Annotated in this window: 18 protein-coding genes; 11 read left to right on the top strand and 7 right to left on the bottom strand. The window is 73.6% G+C overall.

Annotated elements, in window-relative coordinates; genetic code table 11:
* Window positions 1-54: 54 nt before the first annotated feature.
* Window positions 55-669 (top strand): nitroreductase family protein, encoded by a 615-nt coding sequence (locus tag ACLQ22_RS24105; protein WP_370040916.1) that lies wholly within the window; start codon window positions 55-57, stop codon window positions 667-669.
* Between the two features lie 308 nt (window positions 670-977).
* Here ACLQ22_RS24105 and ACLQ22_RS24100 read toward each other — a convergent pair whose 3' ends face one another.
* The 6 genes from ACLQ22_RS24100 to ACLQ22_RS24075 all read right to left on the bottom strand — a co-directional run bounded on the left by ACLQ22_RS24100 (window position 978) and on the right by ACLQ22_RS24075 (window position 8,384).
* Window positions 978-1,772 (bottom strand): TIGR03084 family metal-binding protein, encoded by a 795-nt coding sequence (locus ACLQ22_RS24100; protein ID WP_425694315.1) that lies wholly within the window; start codon window positions 1,770-1,772, stop codon window positions 978-980.
* 106 nt (window positions 1,773-1,878) lie between these two features.
* Window positions 1,879-3,561 carry a DHA2 family efflux MFS transporter permease subunit gene (locus tag ACLQ22_RS24095; RefSeq protein WP_425694314.1) on the bottom strand — a complete coding sequence of 561 codons (1,683 nt, stop codon included), beginning with the start codon at window positions 3,559-3,561 and terminating at the stop codon, window positions 1,879-1,881.
* A complete protein-coding gene (locus tag ACLQ22_RS24090; RefSeq protein ID WP_425694393.1) occupies window positions 3,545-4,639 on the bottom strand; it encodes a carboxymuconolactone decarboxylase family protein in 1,095 nt (364 codons plus the stop codon). The genes ACLQ22_RS24095 and ACLQ22_RS24090 overlap by 17 nt, the downstream gene beginning before the upstream one ends.
* 100 nt (window positions 4,640-4,739) lie before the next feature.
* Entirely contained in the window at window positions 4,740-6,374 is a 1,635-nt protein-coding gene (locus ACLQ22_RS24085) for an FAD-dependent oxidoreductase (protein WP_425694313.1), read from the bottom strand.
* Window positions 6,371-6,940 carry a DUF5987 family protein gene (locus tag ACLQ22_RS24080; RefSeq protein WP_425694312.1) on the bottom strand — a complete coding sequence of 190 codons (570 nt, stop codon included), beginning with the start codon at window positions 6,938-6,940 and terminating at the stop codon, window positions 6,371-6,373. Before ACLQ22_RS24080 ends, ACLQ22_RS24085 begins: the two co-directional genes overlap by 4 nt.
* Before the next feature lie 382 nt (window positions 6,941-7,322).
* Entirely contained in the window at window positions 7,323-8,384 is a 1,062-nt protein-coding gene (locus ACLQ22_RS24075) for an SDR family NAD(P)-dependent oxidoreductase (RefSeq protein WP_425694311.1), read from the bottom strand.
* A gap of 195 nt (window positions 8,385-8,579) precedes the next feature.
* Between ACLQ22_RS24075 and ACLQ22_RS24070 the strand changes: the two genes are divergently transcribed.
* The 9 genes from ACLQ22_RS24070 (at window position 8,580) to ACLQ22_RS24030 (ending at window position 21,530) form a co-directional block, all read left to right on the top strand.
* Window positions 8,580-9,653: a carboxymuconolactone decarboxylase family protein gene (locus tag ACLQ22_RS24070; protein WP_425694310.1), complete on the top strand. Its 1,074-nt coding sequence runs from the start codon at window positions 8,580-8,582 to the stop codon at window positions 9,651-9,653.
* A gap of 112 nt (window positions 9,654-9,765) precedes the next feature.
* Window positions 9,766-10,344, top strand: a complete 579-nt coding sequence (locus ACLQ22_RS24065) for a hypothetical protein (RefSeq protein ID WP_121401399.1) — start codon at window positions 9,766-9,768, stop codon at window positions 10,342-10,344.
* The gene (locus ACLQ22_RS24060; RefSeq protein ID WP_425694309.1) at window positions 10,341-10,955 is read left to right on the top strand and encodes a copper resistance CopC family protein; all 615 of its coding nucleotides are present in this window, start codon (window positions 10,341-10,343) and stop codon (window positions 10,953-10,955) included. The genes ACLQ22_RS24065 and ACLQ22_RS24060 overlap by 4 nt, the downstream gene beginning before the upstream one ends.
* Before the next feature lie 173 nt (window positions 10,956-11,128).
* The gene (locus ACLQ22_RS24055) at window positions 11,129-12,124 is read left to right on the top strand and encodes a DUF1702 family protein (protein ID WP_425694308.1); all 996 of its coding nucleotides are present in this window, start codon (window positions 11,129-11,131) and stop codon (window positions 12,122-12,124) included.
* Window positions 12,125-12,315: 191 nt separating this feature from the next.
* The gene (locus ACLQ22_RS24050; protein ID WP_425694392.1) at window positions 12,316-13,278 is read left to right on the top strand and encodes a DUF1702 family protein; all 963 of its coding nucleotides are present in this window, start codon (window positions 12,316-12,318) and stop codon (window positions 13,276-13,278) included.
* 73 nt (window positions 13,279-13,351) lie between these two features.
* Window positions 13,352-19,174 carry a type I polyketide synthase gene (locus ACLQ22_RS24045; RefSeq protein ID WP_425694307.1) on the top strand — a complete coding sequence of 1,941 codons (5,823 nt, stop codon included), beginning with the start codon at window positions 13,352-13,354 and terminating at the stop codon, window positions 19,172-19,174.
* A gap of 3 nt (window positions 19,175-19,177) precedes the next feature.
* Window positions 19,178-19,618, top strand: a complete 441-nt coding sequence (locus ACLQ22_RS24040) for an acyl-CoA thioesterase (protein ID WP_121401404.1) — start codon at window positions 19,178-19,180, stop codon at window positions 19,616-19,618.
* A gap of 20 nt (window positions 19,619-19,638) precedes the next feature.
* On the top strand, window positions 19,639-20,172 hold the full coding sequence (locus ACLQ22_RS24035) for a flavin reductase family protein (protein WP_425694306.1): 534 nt from the start codon (window positions 19,639-19,641) through the stop codon (window positions 20,170-20,172).
* Window positions 20,169-21,530: a cytochrome P450 gene (locus ACLQ22_RS24030; RefSeq protein WP_425694305.1), complete on the top strand. Its 1,362-nt coding sequence runs from the start codon at window positions 20,169-20,171 to the stop codon at window positions 21,528-21,530. The genes ACLQ22_RS24035 and ACLQ22_RS24030 overlap by 4 nt, the downstream gene beginning before the upstream one ends.
* Before the next feature lie 227 nt (window positions 21,531-21,757).
* Here the strand turns inward: ACLQ22_RS24030 and ACLQ22_RS24025 are convergent, their stop codons facing one another.
* Window positions 21,758-22,522 carry a helix-turn-helix domain-containing protein gene (locus ACLQ22_RS24025; protein WP_425694304.1) on the bottom strand — a complete coding sequence of 255 codons (765 nt, stop codon included), beginning with the start codon at window positions 22,520-22,522 and terminating at the stop codon, window positions 21,758-21,760.
* A 460-nt stretch (window positions 22,523-22,982) separates the two neighbouring features.
* Here ACLQ22_RS24025 and ACLQ22_RS24020 point away from each other — a divergent pair, with 460 nt between their 5' ends.
* Entirely contained in the window at window positions 22,983-23,609 is a 627-nt protein-coding gene (locus ACLQ22_RS24020; protein ID WP_425694303.1) for a MerR family transcriptional regulator, read from the top strand.
* Window positions 23,610-23,859: the final 250 nt, after the last annotated feature.

Here is a 23,859-nt window from a genome sequence, read left to right as displayed (position 1 = left end):
CCCGGGGAGGCGCTCATGGCTCGCACGACCGGTGACCTCGCACCCGACTCGCCGATGGCGGCGGGGGACATGGTGCGTCGCGCGCGTACCTTCGCCGACCGGATGGCCGCCAGACGTTCCATCCGACACTTCTCGCCGGAGCCGGTGCCGATGGAGGTGATCGAGGAGGCGATCCGCGCGGCGGCGACCGCGCCGAGCGGCGCCAACCTGCAACCGTGGCGGTTCGTCGTGGTCACCGACGCCGCCCGGAAGCGCCGGCTGCGGGAGGCCGCGGAGGCCGAGGAACGTGAGTTCTACGCCCGGCGCGCGTCGGCGCAGTGGCTGGAGGCGATCGCCCCGATCGGTACGGACTGGCACAAGCCCTTCCTGGAGGTGGCGCCGGTCGTGATCGTGGTGTTCGAGGTGCACCAGGGCCCGCGGTCCCCGAAGCCCTACTACGTCAAGGAATCCGTGGGCATCGCGGTCGGCGTGCTGATCACTGCGCTGCACCACGCCGGCCTGGCCACCCTGACGCACACGCCGAGCCCGATGCGCTTCCTCAACGAGGTGTGCGAACGGCCGCCGGAGGAGCGTGCGTACCTGGTCATGCCGGTCGGGTATCCGGCGCCCGACGCCACGGTGCCGGACCTGGTCCGAAAGCCGCTGCCGGAGGTTCTGATCCGGCGGTGACGCTCCGTCCGCGGCTGCCGGTCGTGCCCGGCCTCGCCCGGAAACGGCGCAGCTGCGTGCATTCGAGGGTCGCCGGCCGCCGGGACACGTGGATCAGGCCCGGCGACACGCAGCTGGTCCGGAGCGGGGCAACCGGATGCCGGTACGACCGCCGCCGCGCGGAGGTCGTCGGCTGAACACCGGCGGGGCCCCGCCCCCATGTCGAAGGGGCCGTCCGTCGGACGGCCCCTTCGACACGGGGCAACCGCTGGCGGAGCCCGCCGGGGCGCGGGATCCTGTCGGCTACGCGCAGGTCGCCCCACGGACGGTCAGGAGTCGGCGAACTGCCCGGGAGCCCGGCCGGGACCGGCCGGCCCCCGGTACGCCTGGGCGATGTCCAGCCAGTGCTCGGCCTCGGCGCCCACCGCCGTCACCGACAGGTCGGCGCGGTGCCGTCGTCGGGTGACCAGCAGGCAGAAGTCGGCGGCGGGACCGGTGACGACCTGCTCGGCGTCGGACGGGCCGAACCGCCAGAGCGCCCCCGACGGCGCGGTGATCTCGAAGCGCAGGGCGACGTCCGGAGTGGCCAGACCGCGCGCCTGGTAGCCGAAGTCCCACGTGCGCACGGCGAACTCGACGAGGGGGCGCAGCCGGTCGGTGCGCTCGCGGCGTACCCCGAGGGCGTCGGCGATGTCCTGGCCGTGGCCGAACAGCTCCATCATCCCGGCCGCGGCGAGCACCGGCGCCGGGAGCGGCCGGACGAGCCAGGGCACCAACTGCCCGGGCTCGACGGCGGCGAGCGCCTTCTCCGCGGCCGCCCGCTCCGTACGCCACCGGTCCATCAGCGCCGCGGGCGCCTCGGCCAGGTAGGGCGCCATCGCCGCGTCCACGTTCGCGTCGAAGTCGTCGCTCAGGCGGCCCGTCAGGGCCCGGAACTTGTCCGGGTGGGAGGCCGCCAGCCCGGCCATCCGGAAGGTCGCGGCCAGGTGCGCGACCTGGTGCGCGACCGTCCAGCCCTCGGCCGGGGTGGCCGTCCGCCACCCCGCGTCGTCCAGGTCGACGAGCATGCGGTCGACGTCGTCGCCCTCGGCCTCCAGTGCGGCGAACACATCCTGATCTGTCACGCGCTGATCCTCTCGCTGCGGGTGTCGAGTGCACGTCGCCGGCGCTGCGCGCCCGATGGTCGACGGGGGAAGGAAAGAGATCGGCAGCCGCGTCGGCGCCGCCGCCTCAATCATCGGCAGGGGGTGGGGCGGGCGTCTTCTCCCGCTGTGCCGAGGGCGGGGCCCCCACCGCCGGGTGCCCGCGCAACCGCAACGCGACCAGGCTGCCGAGCAGCAGGACGCCCCCCACCACGGCCAGCGCCGGCCGGACGGCGGGCAGGAACGCGGCGTTGAAGGCGTCCGTGGCCAGCGCCGCGTACCGGTCGGCCAGCGCCGGCGGCGTTCCCGCCGGCACGACGAAACCGCCGGCCTGGCCGGCGCCCAGCCTGATGCCCTGCTCGGCGGCGCCGAAGCCATCCAGGAAGGCCGCCCGGGCCTCGGGAGGCAGCGTCGCCGCCCGGGCGCGGGCCGCCTCCGGCAGGGTGTCGGCCAGCCGGTGTTGCAGCACCGCCCCGACGACCGCCGCGCCGAGCGCGCCGCCGACCTGGCGGGCGGTGTTGAGCACGCCCGCGGCGGCGCCGGCCAACCGGGCGGGCACCTCGCGCATGGCCTCGGTGGTGGTCGGCGCGATGGACGCCCCCATGCCGATGCCGACGGCGATCAGCGGTACGACGAACGTGCCGACGGTGGAGTGCGGCGTGACCAGCACCGCCATGCCCAGCACGCCGAGCGCGTACACGGTGAGCCCGCCCGCGAGCAGGCGCCGGCCGCCCAGGCGGTCGGTGAGCCGCCCGGCGACCGGCGCGACGGCGCTGAGCACCAGCGTCCAGGGCAGCGCGGCGAGACCGGACTCCAGCGGGCTCATGCCGAGCAGCGACTGCGTCTCGATCACGAAGACCAGCAGGAAGCCGTACAGCCCGAACGAGCTGACGAGCGTGATCAGGGTCGCCGGGGCGAAGTTGCGCAGGCGGAACAGGCCGGGTGGGACGAGCGGCTCCCGCTGCCGGCGCTCGCGCAGCGCGAAGGCGATCCCGCACAGCGCCGCGGCGGCCAGGATCGCCGGGATGCTCACGGGCCCGCGTACCGTGCCCCAGTCGTGCCGTTCGCCCTCGATGAGGGCGTACATGAGGCCCACCAGCGCGGCGGTGGCCAGGAGCACGCCGGGCACGTCGAGGTGGCGCGGCCGGCGGGTGCGCAGGTCGGGGACGAGCCACCAGGCCAGGGCGACGCCCGCCACGCTGAGGGGCACGTTCAGGTAGAAGATCCACTCCCAGCCGAACCGGGTGATCACGAGCCCGCCGAGGGTGGGTCCGCTGACGGCGGCCACGCCGGCGACGGCGGTGAAGATGCCGAAGGCGGCGCCGCGCCGTGCGGCCGGAAAGATGCCGGAGATGAGTACCAGCGCCTGCGGCAGCAGCGCCGCGGCACCCACGCCCTGCACCACCCGCGCGCCGATGAGCTGCCCCGGGGACTGGGCCGCCCCGCAGAGCACCGAGGCCACCGCGAACACCGCCATGCCGGCCATGAAGACGGTACGCGGACCGAACAGGTCGCCGAGGCGCCCGGCGACGATGAGCAGGGACGCCAGCGCCAGCAGGTAGCCGTTCAGCACCCACAGCATGCTGTCGATGCCGGTGTCCAGCGACCGCATCATGTCGGGCACGGCCGTGTTGACGATGCTCGTGTCGAGCAGGATGAGGAAGTTGCCGAGGCACAGCACCAGCAGTGCCGCCCACGGGTTGCCGGCCCTCGCCCGCGGCGGCGTCCCCACCGCGTCGACGGCCGGCCCCGGATCACGACTCGCCCGCACGCGAGGCCTCCTCCCCGACGGCGAGGTCGGCGCCGGGTACGCCGGCCGGGGGCGGGGCGGGGCCGTCCTCGTACAGCCGGGCCCCGATCCGGCGGGCCGCGGCCAGGCTCGCCCAGGCGGTGACCGCGACCAGCGTGGCGTCGTCGGCACCGCCGGTACGGCAGGCGGCGACGTCGGCGTCGGTGACCCGGTACGGCGCGAGCGCGGTCAGCAGCGCCAGCCGGGCGGCGGGTCGCTCGGCCGGCGACAGCTCGGCGACGGCGGCGTCGACCCACCGCCCGCCGCCCGGCTCCGGGGGCGGGGCGTCGGCCAGGCAGGCCAGTACCCGCCGCCGGACGTGCTCCGGCAGGGCGGCCTCGCCGCGACGGCGGACCGCCTGGCCGGCGCGGGCGAAGGCGGCGGCCACGTGCGGCTGGCCGACGGCCCAGGCCAGGTCGGCCTCCGGCGGGGCGGGTGGCAGCAGCTCCAGGGAACGACCGGGCGGCCGGTCGGCGCGGGCCAGCGCCCCCATGATGCGGGCGGCCGTGCGCCGGACCCCGGTGCGCATCCCGGCCGGCGTGGGCGGCAACGGGGATTCCTGGAGGAAGACGCTCACCATTCGGTTGAGGTAGTGGAAGGCCACCACCACGCCGATCAGCTCCGGCCCGTGCTCGGCAGGGAAGGGCGGCCGACGGCGGCGCGCCGGGTTGTCGGCCCCGCTGTGCCGGGCCCACTCGGCCAGGGCCCGCAGCCGCCGGTCGCCGATCCCGCCGACCCCGGCCGCCAGCCACCCGCCCGCGTCGCCCAGCAGCCCGGCCGCCGTCGCGCCGTGCACCTCCACGCAGTACGGGCACCGGTTGCTCTCGGAGACGGCGGTGGCCACCACCTCCTTCGCGTCGCGGCCGACCAGCCCCTCGGCGAGCAGCGTCTCGCGCAGCATGAGCCAGCACGCGCGCAGCACGTCGGGGGCGGGGGAGTGCAGCAGCACCGGGGGCGCGAAGACCCCGAAGTCGTCGACCATCTGCCGGTAGACCCGGGCGACGGGCCCGTCGGCGGCGTCCGGGGCTACCGGCGTCACGTGCCGGACGTGGGTCAGCATCGTGCGGCTCGTCACCCGAGCCAGTCGCCTGCCCATCGGTCTCCTTCCTGGTCGGGCGGGCCGGGGGCCGGAGGCGGCGCGCCCCCGGCCCGTCGTGGTCCTAGCCGGGCACGACCTGGGGCACCGCGGTGACCGTCCCCTCGGGCAGCGAGCCGTGGTAGGTGACCGGCACGCCGCGCTCCTGCGCCGCGCGGACGATGCCGGGCACGGCGCGCTCGGCGAGCGCGGCGATGGTGAGGGCCGGGTTGACGGTGAGCGCGCCCGGCACCGCCGAGCCGTCGGTGACGAAGACGCCGGGGTGCTGCCGCAGCTCGTGCCGGTCGTCGAGGGCGGACGTCGCCGGGTCGTCGCCGATCCGGCAGGACGACAGCGGGTGCACCGTGTACGCGCCCACCACGTCGTTGGTCCACGGCATCACCCGGGCCAGCCCGTCGCGCTCCAGGATGTCCCGGGCGTCCGCGTCGGCGGCGGCCCAGCCCCGCAGGGTGTTGGCGGTGGGCCGGTAGCGCAGCGGACCCCGGCCGAGCATCTGCTGGGAGATGCGGTCCGCGTTGCCGGTCGCCGGCGGCGGTCCGAAGACGCCCTCGTTGTCGTCCTCCGACATCGTGAACAGCGTCAGCCACGACTGCCAGCGGCGCAGCATGTCCTTCTTGGCCAGGCCGAACCAGCTCGGTCCATGTGCGTCGGGCACCTGGGCGAGGATCGTGCCCAGCCCCAGCGGGAAGAAGAGCTGCTCCAGCGAGTACCGCTCGTACTCGGGCAGGTCCGGGTCGAGCTTGTCCCAGGTCGCCACCGTCGGTCCGCGGCCGATCTGGTTGGCGTCGTATCCCCGGCCGTCGGGCCGGCTGAGACCGAGCACCTCCCGGACCCGGTCGTCGTCGAAGACGGCCGTGTTGAGCCGCTCCCCGTTGCCGGAGAAGTACCGGCCGACGGCGGAGGGCATCGTGCCCAGGGTGGGCTCCGAGCGTTGCAGGATCACCGGGGTCGCGCCGGCCCCGGCGGCCACGATCACGATCTTGGCGTCGATCGTCCCGCTGTCGTGCAGGATCCGGTAGTCCTCGCCGTCGACCACGCGGTAGTGCACCCGGTAGCCGCCGTCGTCGGTGCGGGAGAGGTGCTGCACCTCGTGCAGCGGCCGGATCTCGGCGCCGTGCGCCAGGGCCGCCGGCAGGTAGTTCAGCAGCAGGGAGCGCTTGGCGTCGAAGCGGCACCCGGCCATCATCCAGTTGCAGTTGGTGCACTTGTCGACGTCCACGGCGGACGGCACCGGGTTGGCCGTGCGCCCGGCGTGCGCGCAGGCCGCGGCGAAGAGGCCGCCGGCGTACGGCACCTTGTCCCAGCTCTGCATCGTGATCGGGAGCGCCTCGCAGACCCGGTCGTACCAGGGGTCGAGGGTGTCGCGGGTGATGGCCGCCGGCCACATCCGCCGGCCGATGCTGCCCTGCCGCTCGAAGACGAACCGTGGCGCGCGCGGCATGGTGGCGAAGTAGACGACGCTGCCACCGCCGACGCAGTTGCCGCCGAGCACGCTCATCCCGTCGCCCACGGTGAAGTCGAAGATCCGGGTGTACGACGAGCCGAGCTTGAAGTCGTGGTCGAACTCCTCGCTGGACAGCCACGGCCCACGCTCCAGGACCACCACGCGCGCCCCGCCCGCGGCCAGGTGGTACGCGGGGATCGCCCCGCCGAAGCCGCTGCCGATCACCACGACGTCGGTGCTTGCGCCACTGGTCATGCCGGACTCCCTGTGGGGGTGGTGTGCGGGTGCGGTCGCGACAGCGGGCGTCCGTACGAGTACTCGGGGAACCGCCACAGTCCGTCGTCGTCGGGTCTGGTGATGCCGATCGCCAGCAGCCCCGGGTGCCCTGCGGCGAGTGCGTCGCGCGTGTTCATGTGGGCTGCGCTGTCGTAGGCCATGTTGCTGAACAGGGCGAGCCCCACCCACATCTCCTTCTCCGGGTTGTCCGGGGCGAGCAGGCGGCTCAGCAGCGCGGTGCGGTGGTCGAACGCGAGGCCGACGAAGGGCGGCACCGCCGGGTCGAGGGTCAGGCCGTTGGCCTCGGCGTACCCGGTCGCGTGCGCGTTGAGTGCCTCACTGAGCGTGCCCAGCATCAGCGACACCCCGCCGGCCGGGTCCTCCATCAGGGCCAGCGCCCCCGACTCGACCGCGCCGCCGTCGGGCGAGACGCCGGCGATCGCCCGGTCGTCGGCGGACCGCTTCGTCCCGGGGATGATGGTGTCGGCGAACGCCTCCAACGTCAGCACGCGCGCCTGCTGTTCCTCGGGTGTTTCCGGTTGCACGGCGCTACCTCCTTCTGGGGGCGGGCGCGTCGGTCTCTAGTCCCGCCGAATCGGTTTCGGGCAGCCTTTTGCCAGCGCCGGTAAAGGCGACGGAAGCAAGGGGTGAAATAGTGGCCGCCCGGAATTACTCCGTGCGGCGCGGATGGTGCGCGAAGTTCTGCATAATCCTGGCTACCGACGCAGCTGGGACGCACCTCCTGTTTTGCTGAGGCCGATCACCGGCGGGCCGGGAAAGGTCAGCGAAAACTGTGCGCGGTAGCGCGTCACGCAAATGTGCGGCCACGCCGACCGGTGCCGGTCACCCGAGTCGCCTCTCCGGCAACGCCAGCTGCGGCGACCGGTCCGCGCGGCGGGGCGCCGCCGGTCGCGGAGGTCGGGCGGGTCAGAGCGGGTTGGCGGCCCGGTGCGGCGCGGCGGTCGCCGGGAGCGCGGCGAGCCCGGCCTGGCGCCGGCTCAGCCGCCCGGTGCGGTGCAGCCAGCGCACGGTGTCGGTCATCGTCTCGTCCAGCGACCGGCTCGCCGGCCCGAGCAGTTCCTCGGTGGGCGTGGCGTCCATCGGGCGGGCGGTGGCGCAGAGGTAGATGGCGCCGTGCTCGGCGGGCAGGTGCACGGGCGACAGCCGCTGCGCCGCGCTGACCAGGTGGCCCATCGGCAGCAGGGCGCGGGCCGGCAGCCGCAGGGTGGGCAGGGTCCGGCCGGTGACCCGCCGCAGCGCGTCGACGAACTCGCGGGTCGTGACGTAGCGGCCGGGGGCCGGGAAGCGGCGGGGACCGCGTCCGGGTTCGAGCACCGCCGTGTGCAGCCGGGCCACGTCCCGCACGTCGCCGACGGGGAAGCCGCCGGTCGGCCACAGCGGCATGAGCCCGCGCAGCACGTTGCGCACCCGCGTCGTCTGGTCGCCCAGGTGGGGGTCGTCGGGCCCGAGCGAGGCCAGCGGGTAGGTGATCACCACCGGCGCCCCGTCGTCCTGGTGCCGGCGGGCGACGCGCTCGGCGGCGGCCTTGCTGCGCAGGTACGCCTCCCGGGGCGCGCCGACCGGCGAGTCGACGGTCAGCGGCGACCGCGCGGCCGGCAGCAGCGCCCCGAAGGTGGAGACGTGCACGATCGGGTCGAGGCCCGCCGCCCGCGCCGCCCCGAGCACCACCTCGGTGCCGCGCAGGTTGACCGCCGCCATCCGCGCCCGGTCCCGGGAGTCGAAGCTGTAGACGCCGGCGGCGTGCAGCGCGGCGGCGCAGCCCTCGGCGGCCCGGGCCACGGCGGCGGGATCGGTGACGTCGCCGGTGACCAGCTCGACCCGCTCGGCGTGGGCGCCCAGCGCGGTCAGCATCCGGCGGGCGCGGGACGGGTCACGCACGAGCATCCGGACGCGGTGGCCGCCACCGAGGATGGCGGCCGTCGAGTGGGAGCCGATGAATCCGGTGCCACCGGTTACCAGGACCAGCATCGCGACTCCCGAGGGTGGGGGACTGGGTCGTCGCCATCATCGGCAGGCCCCGCTGGCGGGGCCTTCTCCGAAGGTGCTCAACCGGTGCCGACCGCGTCGTCCGGGCCGCCGGACTCCCAATACTGGCAGTGCCGCAGTCGTCGGGAGCCGCCGTCGTGACCGTCCGACGGGGCCGCGCGGAGCAGGAGGCAGATCATGATCGCTCGTCGGGTGGCCTCGTCGGTGGTCCAGCGCCAGGTCAACTACGTCACGCCGGTCCCGCCGGGAGCCGCACGAGGGCTGGTGGAGACCGTGTACGCCCAGGTCGCGCAGGAGATGCAGCTCGTCGTGCCGCCCGCGCAGCTGCACTCCCCGTCGCCGGAGGTGCTGGCCGCGTACTGGATGGTCATGCGGGAGCCGCTGCTGCCGACGGAGCCCCTGGACCGGGCGACCAAGGAGGCGGTGGCCGCCGCCGTGTCGGTCGCGAACATCTGTCCGTACTGCGTGGACATGCACAGTGTCGGGCTCTACGAGCTGTCGACCGAGCACGACGCGGAGGCGATCGTGGCCGACCGGCTCGCCGAGATCACCGACCGGCGCATCCGCGACGCGGCCGAGTGGGCCCGTACGGCGCACCAGCCGCGGACCCCGCGGCCGGTCCTGCCGTTCTCGGAGCGGGACCGCCCGGAGCTGGTCGGCGTGGTCGTGGGCTTCCACTACATCGCCCGTGTGGTCAACGTCTTCCTCCCCAACTTCCTGCTCCCGCCGGGGCTGGCGCCACGGGCACGGCGGCGCCTGAAGCGGGGCATCGGCTGGATCATGCAGGGGACGCTGCGCGACCCCCGGGCGCCGGGCCGCTCGGTGGGGCTGCTGCCGCCGGCCCCGCTGCCGGCGGAGGCCGGCTGGGCGGCGGGCAGCCCGCACGTGGCCGGGGCGATGGCCCGCGCCTACGCGGCGTTCGAGGCGGCCGGCGAGCGGGCCGTTCCGCCGGCCGTCCGGGAGCTGGTCACGGAGCGCCTCGACGCCTGGCGGGGGGAGGAGACCGGCCTGAGTCGACAGTGGTGCGAACGGCTGATAGCGCCGCTGCCCGAGGCGGAGCGGGCCGCCGGCCGCCTGGCCCTGCTGACCGCGTTCGCCTCCTACCAGGTCGACGAGGAGGTGGTCACGGAGTTCCGCCGCCACCGGCCGGGCGACGCGGCCCTGGTCGACGCGGTCGCCTGGGCCAGCTTCGCGGCGGCCCGCCGGGTCGGCGCGTGGTACGCCCCCGCCAGCTCGCCGGAGCCGGTCTGACGGATTCCCGACCCGGACTGAGCAACATCGGAGGCGTTTGCGCGTGTCCGGGTCGACACGCTGGGTGAAGGTGAGGCGCTCTCGTGCGCCCGTCACCCTTCGAGGAGGAAACGTGACCAGCAACCAGACGACCCTGCCCGGCGCGTCCGGGCGTTGGGCGACTCTGAACGGAGCGCACCACCGAACGGCGCTGAACCTCTTTCTCCTGATCGTGCTGGCGCACTGGGCCGAGCACCTGGTGCAGGCGTACCAGATCTGGGGTCTGGGCTGGTCGCGGCCGGAGGCGCGCGGCGTGCTCGGCATGCCGTTCCCGTGGCTCGTCAGCTCGGAGTGGCTGCACTACGGCTACGCGATCGTGATGCTCGTGGGGATGTGGATGCTGCGGCCAGGCTTCGTCGGGCGTAGCCGGGGCTGGTGGACGACCGCCCTGGCGATCCAGTTCTGGCACCACATCGAGCACCTGCTGCTGCTGTTGCAGGCGCAGACCGGCCGGCACCTGTTCGACAGCCCCGTGCCCACCAGCCTGCTGCAGGTCGTGATCCCCCGGGTCGAGTTGCACCTGTTCTACAACACGGTCGTCTTCGTGCCGATGGTGATCGCGATGTACCTGCACCTGCGGCCCTCCGTGGCGGAGGCGGAGCAGATGTGGTGCAGCTGCCGGCAGCCCGAGGCCGCGGCGCAGCCCTCGTGACCACCGTGGACGACGCCCGCCGGCCCGAACCGCCCGCACCGGCGACGTCGGTCGGGGCGGTGCAGCGGGCGGCGATCGTCGTGGCGGCCGGTGTCGTGCTGTCGGTCCTGGCGCTGCTCGTCTTCGGCAGCCCGGCCGCGAGCCGGAGACTGCTGCTGGACCCGGGCGACGGGTCGGTCGTCGGGGCCGCGCCCGCCGAGGTGACGCTCACGCTCGGCGGCGCCGATTCGGCCGAGAACGTGCACCTGGCCGTCACGGGACCGACCGGGGCGACCGTCTCGACCGGGAGACCGGCCGTCCGCGACGGCCGCCTGGTCGTGCCGGTGCGCGACGCCGGCCCGGGCGCCTACCGGGTCGCCTACCGCGCCGGGCTGCCCGACGGTCGGCAGGTCGCCGGCCTCGCCGGCTTCACCGTGACCCCCGGCGCCGTCCCGGCCGGCCCCGTCGCCGCGCCGATCGACGACCCGGCCGCGGGCGCCGGACACGACCACGCGCGCATCGACGGCATCAACGGCGTGCTCCTCCTGCTGGACCTGGGTCTCGTCGGGGTGGCCCTGCTGTTGATGTTCCTGCGGCCACGGCGCGGGGCGGGCCCCGTCGAGGGCCCGTGACCCGGCCCGGACGGCGACCATCCCGGCGCCGCAACGGCTGGTGACGGCCCGCGCGGCAGTCCGCGGCGGCGGATGAGCGCACAGCGGAAGAGGCGGCCCCGGCCGGCGCGCGGCGACGATGAAGTCACCCGCCGGCCGGGGCCGGCGTCGTCGTACCGACAGGGGGATCTGCCATGCCGACGGTACTGGGCTCCGTACGTCGACTGCTGATGGCGCCGACGCTCGCGGACGTGACCTTCGCGCGTCGGGGCTTCCCCGGCCCCGCCACGGAGGTCACCCGCCGGCTGGAGGCGGTTCCGCAGTCGGTGGTCTGCGGGTTCGAGTGGGGCATCGACACCCGCGACCCGTGGGAGTTGGAGCGCCGGCTCGCCCTCGTCGACCGGGAACTGCTCGGCTTCGCCTACGAGGGCGCCACGATGGCCTGCACCATCCTCGACGTCATGGGGCCCCGGCGCGGCACCCGCACCCGCGATCTGCTCCGGGGGCCCGGCGCGCCCCACCTCTTCCTCGCCTACATCGGCATCGGGTTCGCCATGGCGCGCCTGCCGCGGCCCCTCTGGCGGCACGTGGTGCCCGATCTCACGGGCTCCCCGTACCACCCGACGATGACCTGGCTGGCCGTGGACGGCTACGGGTTCGACCGGGCCTACTTCGACCTCGACCGGTGGGTGACCCGGCAGGAGCGGCTGGCGGCGTACCCGTGGCAGGGGCACGGGGACTACTTCGCGCGGGCCACCGACCAGGGCCTCGGGCGGGCGCTGTGGTTCATCCACGGCGCCCGCACCGTGGAGGTGGCGGGGGCCGTGCGGGCCTTCGCCGCCGACCGGCACGGTGACCTGTGGAGCGGGGTGGGGCTCGCCGCCACCTTCGCCGGCGGCGCCGACGCCGAGGCGCTCGTGGCGCTGCGCGCCGAGGCCGGCGGTTGCGCGCCGGACCTGGCCCAGGGCGCGGTCTTCGCCGCCAAGGCCCGCAGCCACGCCGGGCACGTGCCGGCGCACAGCGAGGCGGCCATGCACGCGCTCGGCGGGTGCTCGGTGGCCGCCGCCGCGGCTCTCGCCGACGACGTGGCGGTCCGCGCGGAGCCGGCCGGGCGGCTGCCGGCGTACGAGCTCTGGCGGCGCAACGTCCGCGCGCACTTCGAGCCGGCCGGCGTCGGCCACGACCACTGAGCCCGCCCGCGTCGCCCGCCGTGCCGCCCCGGACTCCGTGGACCCACGGAGTCCGGGGCGGACGTGAACGTTTCGAATAGGTGCGATGAATGCGCAAATTTGAAGAAATCAACTCATCGCGCGCTTGTCATCATCAAAACAGATGTCCATCCCTGTTCGACGGAAACACCGACCCTTTGGGGGAACGTGCGATGCAGAGCCTGCGTGATCTGCGGCGCAGAATCCTGACGCCAAATATCTCCGACACGAAAATGGACGTACGCGGATTCCATGTCAAGGACGAGGAATCGAAGGCGCTGCTCGAAACCGTCGGCGCTTCATTCCTCACCGGTTACGGATACGCCGCCGAGGCGCCGACCGCGGCGGCCGCCGAACGTCGCCTCGAAACGGTGCCGACGCGTTTTCGTGGCTTCGCGTACGAGGGCGCCGGGATGGGCTTCGCCGTCCGGGACGCGCTGCGGCCGGGCCGCCCCCGGCACGTGGCGAACCTGCTCGCGGGCCGGGGCGACGCGCACGTCTACATGATCTACGTGGGCGTCGGCTGGGCGATGGCCCGGGTGCCCCGGATGCGCTGGGGCCGGCTGCACGCCCCGGATCCGCTGCTGCGCTGGCTGGTGCTCGACGGCTACGGCTTCCACCAGGCGTACTTCCACACCGACCGGTACGTGTACGGGCAGTACCGCCATCCGCGGTTCCCCTGGCCGGCCGACGGTCCGCAGGGGTACGCCGACCGGGTCATCGACCAGGGCATCGGCCGGGCCACCTGGTTCGTCGGCGGCACCGACGTGGACCGGGTGACGGAGATCTTCGGCGCGTTTCCGGCGCACCGGCGGGCCGACCTGTACGCCGGGGCCGGCCTCGCCGCCACCTATGCCGGGGGGACCACCGAGGCGGACCTGCGCCGCTTCCGCGACCGCGCCGGCGACTACCGCGTGGACCTCGCCCAGGGCAGTGCCTTCGCGGCCGGGGCCCGGGTACGAGCGGGTCTGGTCGTTCCGCACAACGAGATCGCCACCCAGGTGTTCTGCGGCGTGTCGACCGCCGAGGCGGCGAAGGCCACCGACGTCACCGTGCCCGACGAACCGCACGGAGCGGAACCCGCCTACGAGCGGTGGCGACGTGCCATCGCCGCGGAATTCGAGGGGTGGTGCTGAGCGTGGCGCCCCGAGTCCCGAGCGAGTCCATGCCCCGGCGATCCACCACTACGCGCGACAACGGAGAGACCTCGTGACCAGGATCGCTGTCGTGGGGATGGCGTGCCGCTACCCGGACGCCACATCCCCTCGGGAACTGTGGGAGAACGCCGTCGCCGGCCGCCGCGCCTTCCGGCGACTGCCCGAAGAACGGATGCGACTGGACGACTACTACGACCCCGACCCCGCCACGCCCGACCGTTTCTACGCCCGCAACGCTGCGGTCATCGAGGGCTACGAGTTCGACCGCATCGCGTACAAGGTCGCCGGAAGCACCTACCGCTCCACCGACCTCACCCACTGGCTCGCCCTCGACATGGCGGCCATGGCGCTGGCCGACGCCGGGTTCCCGATGGCGGAGGGACTGCCCCGCGAGCGCACCGGCGTGGTCGTCGGCAACACGCTGACCGGCGAGTTCTCCCGGGCCAACCAGCTGCGGCTGCGCTGGCCGTACGTGCGCCGCATGGTCGCCGCCGCGCTCAAGGAACAGGACTGGGACGACGACCAGCTCACCACGTTCCTCGACGACTTCGAGGCGACCTTCAAGGGCCCGTTCCCGGAGGTCGACGAGGACACCCTCGCGGGTGGGCTGTCCAACACCATCGCCGGGCGCATCTGCAACCACTTCGACTTCAAGGGCGGCGGCTACACCGTCGACGGCGCCTGCTCCTCGTCCCTGCTCTCCGTCGCCACCGCGTGCAAGACCCTCTCCGACGGCGAGGTCGACGTGGCGGTCGCCGGCGGCGTGGACCTCTCCATCGACCCCTTCGAGATCATCGGCTTCGCCAAGACCGGCGCGCTGGCGCGCGGCGAGATGCGGGTCTACGACCGCGGCTCGAACGGGTTCTGGCCCGGCGAGGGCTGCGGCATGGTGGTCCTGATGCGCGAGTCGGAGGCCCGCCAGGCGGGACACCGCATCTACGCCACCATCGCGGGCTGGGGCATCTCCTCCGACGGCAAGGGCGGCATCACCCGGCCCGAGGTCGCCGGCTACCAGCTGGCCCTGCGCCGGGCGTACGAACGGGCCGGGTTCGGCATCGAGACTGTCGGGCTCTTCGAGGGCCACGGCACCGGCACGGCGGTCGGCGACGCCACCGAGCTCCAGGCGCTGTCGCTGGCCCGGCGCACCGCCGACGAGAACTCCCCGCAGGCCGCGATCAGCTCCATCAAGGGCATGATCGGGCACACCAAGGCGGCGGCCGGCGTCGCCGGCCTGATCAAGGCCGCGATGGCGGTGCACCACGAGATCCTGCCGCCCACCATCGGCTGCGTCGACCCGCACGAGATCCTCACCGCCGAGCAGTCTGCGCTGCGGGCCCTGCGCAAGGCCGAGGCGTGGCCGCGCGACCTGCCGGTCCGCGCCGGCGTGACGGCGATGGGCTTCGGCGGCATCAACACCCACATCGTGCTGGAGAACGGGCAGCCGCGTCGCCCGTCCCGGCTGGACAGCCGTTTCCGCAACCTCGCCGCCTCGATGCAGGACGTGGAGCTCCTGCTCGTCGACGGGGGCAGCCCGCAGGAGCTGCGCGAGCGGTTGCAGCGCCTCGTCGAGTTCGCGCCCACGGTGTCGTACGCCCAGCTGGGCGACCTCGCCGCCACCCTGCACCGGGAGCTGCGCGACCTGCCGTACCGGGCGGGCGTGGTGGTCTCCTCGCCGGAGGACGCCGAGCGGCAGCTGCGCCGGATCTGCGACGCCCTCGACGCCGGCGAGGTGCGCCTGTTCTCCTCCGACGGCCGCTGCTTCCTGGGCCACGTGAGCGGCCCGGGCCGCATCGGCTTCCTCTTCCCCGGGCAGGGGTCCGGCAAGGGCACCTCGGGCGGTGCGCTGCGCCGCCGATTCGCCGACGTGGATGAGGTGTACCAGCGGGCGGCGCTGCCGCGCACCGGCGACATGGTCGCCACCGCGGTGGCCCAGCCGCGGATCGTCACCGGTTCGCTGGCCGGCCTGCGGGCGCTGTCGCTGCTCAACCTCGACGCGACCGTCGCGGTCGGGCACAGCCTCGGCGAGATCGCCGCCCTGCACTGGGCCGGCGTGCTCGACGAGGAGGCCCTGCTCCGGGTCGCCGGCGTGCGCGGCCGGACCATGGGGGAGCACAGCGCCTCCGGCACGATGGCCAACATCGGCGCCCCGCCGGAGCGGGTGGCCGGGCTGATCGCCGGCCTGTCCGTGGTGATCGCCGCGTACAACGGGCCGGAGCAGACCGTGATCGCCGGCTCGGAGGCCGCGGTGGAGGACGCCTGCGAGCGGGCCCGCTCCGCCGGCCTGCGGACCACGCGGCTGTCGGTGTCGCACGCGTTCCACTCCCCGCTGGTCGAGCCGGCCGCGGACGCCTTCCTCGAGGCGCTGGCGGGGGAGCGGTTCGGGCCCGTCACCCGGCGGGTCGTCTCCACCGTCACCGGCGAACCGCTCGCCCACGACACCGACGTCTCCGCCCTGCTGCACCGCCAGATCACCGATCCGGTGCTGTTCAGCCAGGCTGTCGCGTTGGCGGCCAAGGAGGTCGACCTGTTCGTCGAGGTCGGTCCGGGGCAGGTGCTCTCCGGCCTCGCGTCGGCCGGCACCGACCTGCCGGCGGTGGCGCTCAACACCGACGACGAGTCGCTGGCGGGCCTGCTGCGCGTCGCGGCGGCCGCGTACGTCGTCGGCGCCGGCGGCGTGGAGGGCGCCCTCTTCCACGACCGGCTGGTCCGGCCGCTCGAGGTGGGCCAGCACTTCCGCTTCTTCGCCAGCCCCTGCGAGTCAGCCCCGGTGGTGAGGCTGCCCAAGGGCGCCGGCGTCCGGGTGGCGGGTCCGTCGGCCGCGAACGGGCCGCAGCCGGAGCCGGAGCAGCCGGTCGGCGAGTCGAGCCTGCAACTGCTGCGCCGGTTGGCCGCCGAGCGGGCCGAGCTGCCGCTGGAGATGGTGCACGACGGCAGCCAGCTCCTCGACGACCTGCACCTCAGCTCGATCACCGTCGGCCAGCTGGTCAACCAGGCGGCGCAGCAGCTCGGCGTGCCGGCCGCGCAGACCCCGACCAACTTCGCGACGGCCACCGTCGGGCAGCTCGCCGAGGCCCTGGAGCAGCTCGCCCGGACCGGTCGGGACACCGACGCGTCCGGCCCGAGCATCGTGCACGGCGTCGCCGACTGGTGCCGGGCCTGGTCGGTGGACCTCGACGAGGCGCCGGCCCCGGTGGCTGCCCGGGCCGAGGCCGACGGACCCTGGCAGCTGTTCGCCCCCGCCGGCCATCCGCTCGCCGAGCCGCTGCGCGTGGCCCTGCAGACCGCCGGCCTCGGCGCGGGCGTGCTGGTGTGCCTGCCGGAGGAGTGCGCGGAGGCCGATCTCGAACTGGCCCTGCGCGGCGCGCAGGCGGCGGCCGCCGCCGCCCCCGGCACCCGCTTCGTCCTCGTCCAGCAGGGCCCCGGCGCGGCCGGGCTGGCCAAGACGCTACGGCTGGAGGCGCCGCACCTGCGGACCACCATCGTGCACACCCCGCCGGTGCCGGAGGCCGTGGCCCGGGTGACGGCGGAGGTCGCCGCCACCGACGGCTTCGCCGAGGTCCGTTACGACGCCGCCGGGCGGCGCCAGGTGCCCACCCTGCGCGGGCTGCCGGTGCGGCCGGCCGAGACGCGGCAGCCGCTGGGCGCCGAGGACCTGCTGCTGGTCACCGGCGGCGGCAAGGGCATCACCGCGGAGTGCGCCCTGGCGATGGCCGTCGACAGCGGCGCCAGCCTCGCCGTGCTCGGCCGCTCCGACCCCGCTCAGGACGACGAGCTGGCCGCGAACCTCAAGCGGATGGCGGACGCCGGCGTGCGGGTGCGCTACGCCCGGGCCGACGTGGTCGACCCGGAGCAGGTGCGGCAGGCCGTCGACGGGCTCGTCGCCGAGCTGGGACCGGTCACGGCGGTGCTGCACGGCGCGGGCCGCAACGAGCCGGCGGCGTTGACCGGTCTCACCATGGACGCGTTCCGCCGCACGTTCGCGCCGAAGGTCGACGGCCTGCGCGCCGTGCTCGACGCGGTCGACGGCGACCGGCTGCGCCTGTTGGTGACGTTCGGCAGCATCATCGGCCGGGCGGGCCTGCGCGGCGAGGCGCACTACGCCACGGCCAACGACTGGCTGGCCGAGCTCACCGTCGACTTCGGCCGACGCCACCCGCACTGCCGCAGCCTCTGCCTCGAGTGGTCCGTGTGGTCCGGTGTCGGCATGGGTGAGCGGTTGTCCGTGGTCGAGGCGCTCACCCGCGACGGGATCACCCCGGTCACCCCCGACCAGGGGGTGGCGATGCTCCGACGCCTGCTCGCCGATCCGCAGGCACCGTCCGTCGTGGTGGTCAGCGGGCGGACCGAGGGCATCGACACGGTCCGGATGGACCTTCCGGAGCTGCCGCTGCTGCGGTTCGTGGACCGGCCGCTCGTGCGCTACCACGGTGTCGAGCTGGTCACCGAGGCCGAACTCAAGCCGGTCACCGATCTCTACCTGGACCACCACCGGCTGGACGGCAACCTGCTGTTCCCGGCGGTGTTCGGGATGGAGGCGATGGCCCAGGTCGCCGCCGCGCTGACCGGACGGACCGACACGCCGGTGGTCGAGCGGGCCGAGTTCCTGCGGCCCGTCGTGGTGCCGCCGGACGGCAGCACCACCATCCGGGTCGCCACCCTCGTGGTCGACGACGGGGTCGTGGACGCGGTCATCTACAGCGCCGAGACGGAGTTCAGCGCCGCGCACTTCCGGGCGCGGCTGCACTTCACCGGGGCGCGACCGCCGGCGGGCCCGCCCGAACAGGTGCCCGCCGGGCTGCCGAGCGTGCCGTTGGAGCCCGCCACCGACCTGTACGGCGACATCCTGTTCCAGGGTGGGCGGTTCCAGCGGCTGCGCCGCTACCACCGTTCGGCCGCCCGGCACGTCGACGCCGACGTCGTCACGGCGCCGCAGACCCGGTGGTTCGCCGACTACCTGCCGGCCACCCTGCTCCTCGGCGACCCCGGCGTACGGGACGCCCTCATGCACGGCAACCAGGTCTGCGTCCCCGACGCGACGCTGCTGCCGGCCGGGATCGAACGGCTGCACCCGGCGGGGAGCCGGCTGACCGAGGCGGAGGAGCTGCGCTACTGCGCCGAGGAGCGCAGCCGTGACGGCGACACCTACGTGTACGACATCGCGCTGCGCGCCGCCGACGGTGCGGTCGTGGAGCGGTGGGAGGGCCTGCGGCTGCGGGCGGTGCGCAAGAGGGACGGCCGCGGACCGTGGGTGGCACCGCTGCTCGGGTCGTACCTGGAGCGGGCCGTCGGCGACCTGGTCGGCGGTGCCGTGGCGGTCGCGGTCGAGCCGGGTCCGGCGGAGCCGTCCGGGCCCGGCGGGCAGGCCGGGCAGAGCACGGCGGACGAGACCCGCAGGCGGCGGGCGCGCACCGCCCTGGCTGCCGGCCGGGCGGCGGGCGGGCCGGTCGAGGTGACGTACCGGCCGGACGGCCGCCCCGAGCTGGCAGACGGGCGGTCCCTGTCGGCCGCGCACAGCGAGAACCTGACGCTGTGCGTGGTGGGGACCGGACCGCTCGCCTGCGACGTGGAGGCGGTACGGGCCCGGGAGGAGTCGGTCTGGCGCGGGCTTCTCGGCGCGCACGTCGACCTCGCCCGGCTCTGCGCCGCCGACGGCGGTGAGTCCCTGGACGCGGCGGCCACGCGGGTGTGGGCGGCGATCGAGTGCCTGCGCAAGGCGGGGCTGTCGCACCGGGCGCCGCTGGTCGCGGTGCCTTCGGAGCGGGCAGGCTGGCTGGTCTTCGCCTCCGGCGACCTGCGGATCGCCACGCTCGTCACGACCGTGCGGGACCTGCCTGAGCCGATGGCGTTCGCGATCCTCACGGAAGGACGGGCCTAGTCGATGGACAAGTACTTCGAGTACCTGCACACGGTGGGTTTCGAGGAGACCAACCTCGTCGGCAACGTGTACTACGTCAACTACCTGCGCTGGCAGGGGCGCTGCCGGGAGATGTTCCTGAAGGAGCGGGCCCCGGACGTGCTGGCCGACGTACGCGACGACCTGAAGCTGTTCACCCTGCGCGTCGACTGCGAGTTCTTCGCCGAGATCACGGCATTCGACGAGTTGTCCATCCGGATGCGCCTGGAGGAGCTGGCGCAGACCCAGCTCGAGTTCAGCTTCGACTACGTCAAGCTCGACCGGGACGGCGGCGAGACGCTGGTGGCCCGGGGCCGGCAGCGCATCGCCTGCATGCGCGGCCCGAACACCCGCACCGCGCCGGCGAGGGTGCCGGAGGCACTGGTGACGGCGCTCGCGCCGTACACCTCGGCGCGGCGCTCCTGACGGCGCGAGAAGGAGACGTCGTGGACGTACAGCGAACACTCACCGCCGGGACCTCCGACGTGACGGCACTGCGGCGGGCGTACGGCGCCTTCGCCACCGGTGTCACGGTGGTGACCGTCGGCGGCGCCACCCCGCACGGGATGACCGCCAACTCGTTCACCTCGGTGTCGCTCGATCCGCCGCTGGTGCTGGTGTGCGTCGACCGGAACGCGGTGATGCACGCCTGTCTCTCCGAGACCCGGGAGTTCGGGGTGTCGGTGCTGACCGACGACCAGGAGACGGTGGCCCGCTACTTCGCCGACGGGCGGCGGCCGCTCGGCGGTGAGCAGTTCGACCAGGTCGACTGGCGCCCGGGCGCGACGACGGGTGCGCCGCTGATCAGCGGCGCACTCGCCCACTTCGAGTGCGAGGTGTGGCGTTCCTACGACGGCGGCGACCACACCATCTTCCTCGGCCGGCTGCTCTCGCTGGAGCGCCGGGCGGACGGGGAGGCCCTGCTCTTCCTCTCCGGGCGGTTCCGTCAGGTCGAGCGGGAGCGGAGTGAGGCGGCATGACGACTATCGAGGAAGGGGCCCGGCGCACGCCGCCGGGCCCGCCCCGCTCCGCCGGCCTGCACATGCTGGTCCTGATGGGCCGGGACCGGCTGCGGATGATGACCCTGGCGGCCGAGCGGTACGGCGACGCCGCCCGGCTGCCGGTCGGTCCCAAGCAGCTCTACTTCTTCAACCACCCCGACCACGCCAAGCACGTCCTGTCCGACAACAGCGCCAACTACCAGAAGGGCATCGGCCTGGTGCACGCCCGCCGGGCGCTCGGTGACGGCCTGCTCACCAGCGAGGGTGAGCTGTGGCGCAAGCAGCGCAAGGTGATCCAGCCGGCGTTCCAGAAGGGACGGCTCGCCCAGTACGCCGGGGTGATCGGCGAGGAGGCCGCGCTGCTGGTCGAGCGGCTGGCGGCGCGGGCCGGCGGCCCTCCGGTCGACGTGCTGGAGGAGATGACCACGCTGACCCTGGGGGTGCTCGGCCGGACCCTGCTCGACGCCGAGCTGAGCGGCTTCCACGGCGTCGGCGGCTCGTTCGCCGCCGTGCAGGACCAGGCGATGTTCGAGCTGGAGACGCTCAGCGCCGTGCCGCCGTGGATCCCGCTGCCCCGGCAGCTGCGGTTCCGGCGCGCCCGCCGCCACCTCCAGCAGGTCGTCGACGAACTTGTCGCCGGCCGGGGCCGGAACGTGGACGGTCGGGACGACGTCCTTTCCCGCCTGATCATCTCGACCCGGCTGGAGAAGGACCCGCGGGTGGCCCGGCAGCGGCTGCGCGACGAGCTGGTCACGCTGCTGCTGGCCGGGCACGAGACGACGGCCAGCACGCTGGGCTGGAGCCTGCACCTGCTCGACCGGCATCCGGAGATCCGGCAGCGGGTCCGCGAGGAGGCCGTGACGGTGCTGGGCGACCGGCTGCCCGGGTACGAGGACCTGCACCGGCTGCGGTTCACGGCGATGGTGGTGGAGGAGGCGATCCGGCTCTACCCGCCGGTCTGGCTCCTGCCCCGCAAGGCCCAGGAGGCCGACGAGATCGGCGGGTACCACGTTCCGGCGGGGTCCGACATCCTCATCTCCCCGTACACCCTGCACCGGCATCCCCGGTTCTGGGACGAGCCGGAGCGGTTCGACCCGGACCGCTTCGACCCGTCGCGCAGCACGGAGCGTCCCCGGTACGCGTACATCCCCTTCGGCGCCGGCCCACGGTTCTGCGTGGGCAACAACCTGGGCATGATGGAGGCCACCCTCGTCCTGGCCATGCTGCTGCGGGACGTGCGCCTGGCCGGGGTGCCGGGCCGGCCGGTGGTGCCCGAGCCGATGCTGTCGCTGCGGGTGCGCGGCGGCCTGCCGATGACGGTCCACAAGGTCAGCTGATCCGCGTCCACCGGTCCCGCGGCCGCTCCGGCGTCCGCGGGACCCGCGCTGTCCGTCCAGCCCCGTTGCCGGCCCGCCTACCCGCGCCCATCCGTGGTCTGTCCCGCTTGCTGCCCGTGCCCGACGCGCGGCGACGGGGCAGGGCAACGCGCGGGGCCGCCGACGCCTGTCGGCGTCGGCGGCCCGGTGTGGAAAGCTACCGAAAACTGTTCGTGCCCTCGGGCGGGTCAGGCGGCGTGCACCTTGGCCTGGTCCTGCCGTTCGAACGCCGCCTTCCGGCTGTCGAGCAGGGCCAGGAGCACCGGTGGATCGATCTTGGACATCTGCTTGAGGTGGGCGTCCGCGGTCAGGGTCAGCTGTCCGCGGACGGTCAGCGGGCCCACCGAGGACACCATCACCCTGTTCTGCTGGAGGCGCAGCACGTCTCCCGAGACCGAATGGCACAGCAGGTGCCAGGTGCCGTCGGGCACGTTCGCGAAACGGTAGACGCCGGGCGACTCCAGGATGGCGCACCGCGCCGGCGGGCCCTCGGGGATACGGTGCGGAAACAGGCCCATGAAGATGAGCCCCGGTACGGGCCCGTCGAGGGGTGCGGTGATCCGTCCGGTGATGACGCCCTGCGATACGCCCGTCGGGCGTTGCGTGGGAATACGGGGAGCGAAGCCTCCCATGCGTCGGTAGATGGTGGGCGGCAGGCCGACGCTCTTGGTGAAGCGGGTGCTGAAGGTTCCGACGCTGTTGTAGCCCACCCGGAGGCTGATGTCGGTGACGTTGAGCCTTGTCGTGGTGAGCAGCCGTTTGGCCTCCTGCAGGCGGATCGCGGACAGGAATCGACCTGGAGAGATCCCGGTGACCCGCTGGAAGATGCGCGTGAAGTGGAACTTGCTGAACATGGCCGCTCGTGCCATGTCGTCCACCGTCAACTGCTCGGATAAATTGCTCCGCATAGTGTCGATGGCTCGTTCCACTGCCTGCTCTGCTGTGTCGTGCATTTGTCTCCCCCGGATTGCGGACAATCACATTGTGTGGATGTGGCGAATTTGGCCGAATGATTCGTGGTCTCGACCGCCACCATTCCCCGCTAACCGTAATCGATGCTAGCCGAGGCCAGTCGCCCGGTCAACACTTTCTGCGATCGAAGCGTAGCCAGGAGTGACGGCCCGGGGCTTATCATTTCTTGCCCGAAATTGGCACGTTCCACTGTACGTTCGAGGCGAAGATCGCTAGAATTGCTTATCGTATTGTGGCACGTGCCAGTATCCGTGTTGCTTTCTATCTATCTTTAGCATAATTTTTCGGACATCCGGGGCGTGTTCTGATCTGAGGTGATCAGGCGTCCGTGCGGTCCGGTCCACGTCGTGTCTGCCGCCGCCAGGGGTCGCTATCAATCCATGGCTACCGATCGATCTCTATGACAAGATTGCCGAAACGTTCGCCAGGGGCGGAGGACGCGTGCGTATCTCGGAACTCAGTCGACAGAGTGGCGTGTCGGTCCCGACGATCAAGTTCTACCTGCGTGAGGGCTTGCTCCCGGCCGGCCTGCCCACCGGCCGCAACCAAGCCGACTACGGCGATCGGCACCTGCGGCGGATCCGCCTGATCCGGACCCTGACCGGGATAGGGGGACTGGACCTGTCCTCCGTCCGGGAGATCCTGTCCGCCATCGACGACGACGATGCCACGATGCGGGACGCTTACAAGGTCCTGGACCGGACCCTCTACCTGGAAGGCCCGACGACCCTGGGCCGGGCCGCCGTGGACTGCGCACGCATCGAGGTGGCGGAGCTCGCCGAGGCCCTCGGCTGGTCCACCGAGGCCACCCCCGCCGGCGAGGTGCTGGCCCATGTCCTGGCGGGGCTGCGCAGCCTCGGTTGCGCGGCCGAGGTGACCTTCTTCGTCCCCTACGCCCGCGCCGCCGAACAGCTCGTCATGACGGAACTCGACCTGGCCGCCGACGAGGGTGGTGTCGAGAAGGGCCCGGCACTCCTGCGCAGCGTCCTGTTCGGCGTCGCCCTGTCCGCACTGCGTCGCATGGCGCACGAGCGCCACGTCGCGATGCGATTTCCCGATCACGATTGAGTGCGGGGGCCTAACGGGTGACGGTCTGATCCCTGATGCGGTCGCCCATCCGGCGCAGTCGGCCACTGAGCAACTTTTGAGAAGAAATCGGGCCGTGCTCCCGCGACCATAAGTGGGTCGGCCGGCGACTTTCGCATACGGTTCGCCAGGCATCGTGAAGGGACCGCACGTCATGCCTCGACTGTTGGAGAATTGGCAGCGCTGACCACGTGAACCGTAGCTCCCCGTGTGGTTAAAGCCCTGATCCGGC

Source organism: Micromonospora sp. DT178, from assembly GCF_049841695.1.
Taxonomy (GTDB): domain Bacteria; phylum Actinomycetota; class Actinomycetes; order Mycobacteriales; family Micromonosporaceae; genus Micromonospora.
This window is presented reverse-complemented; position numbering and strand designations above follow the sequence as displayed.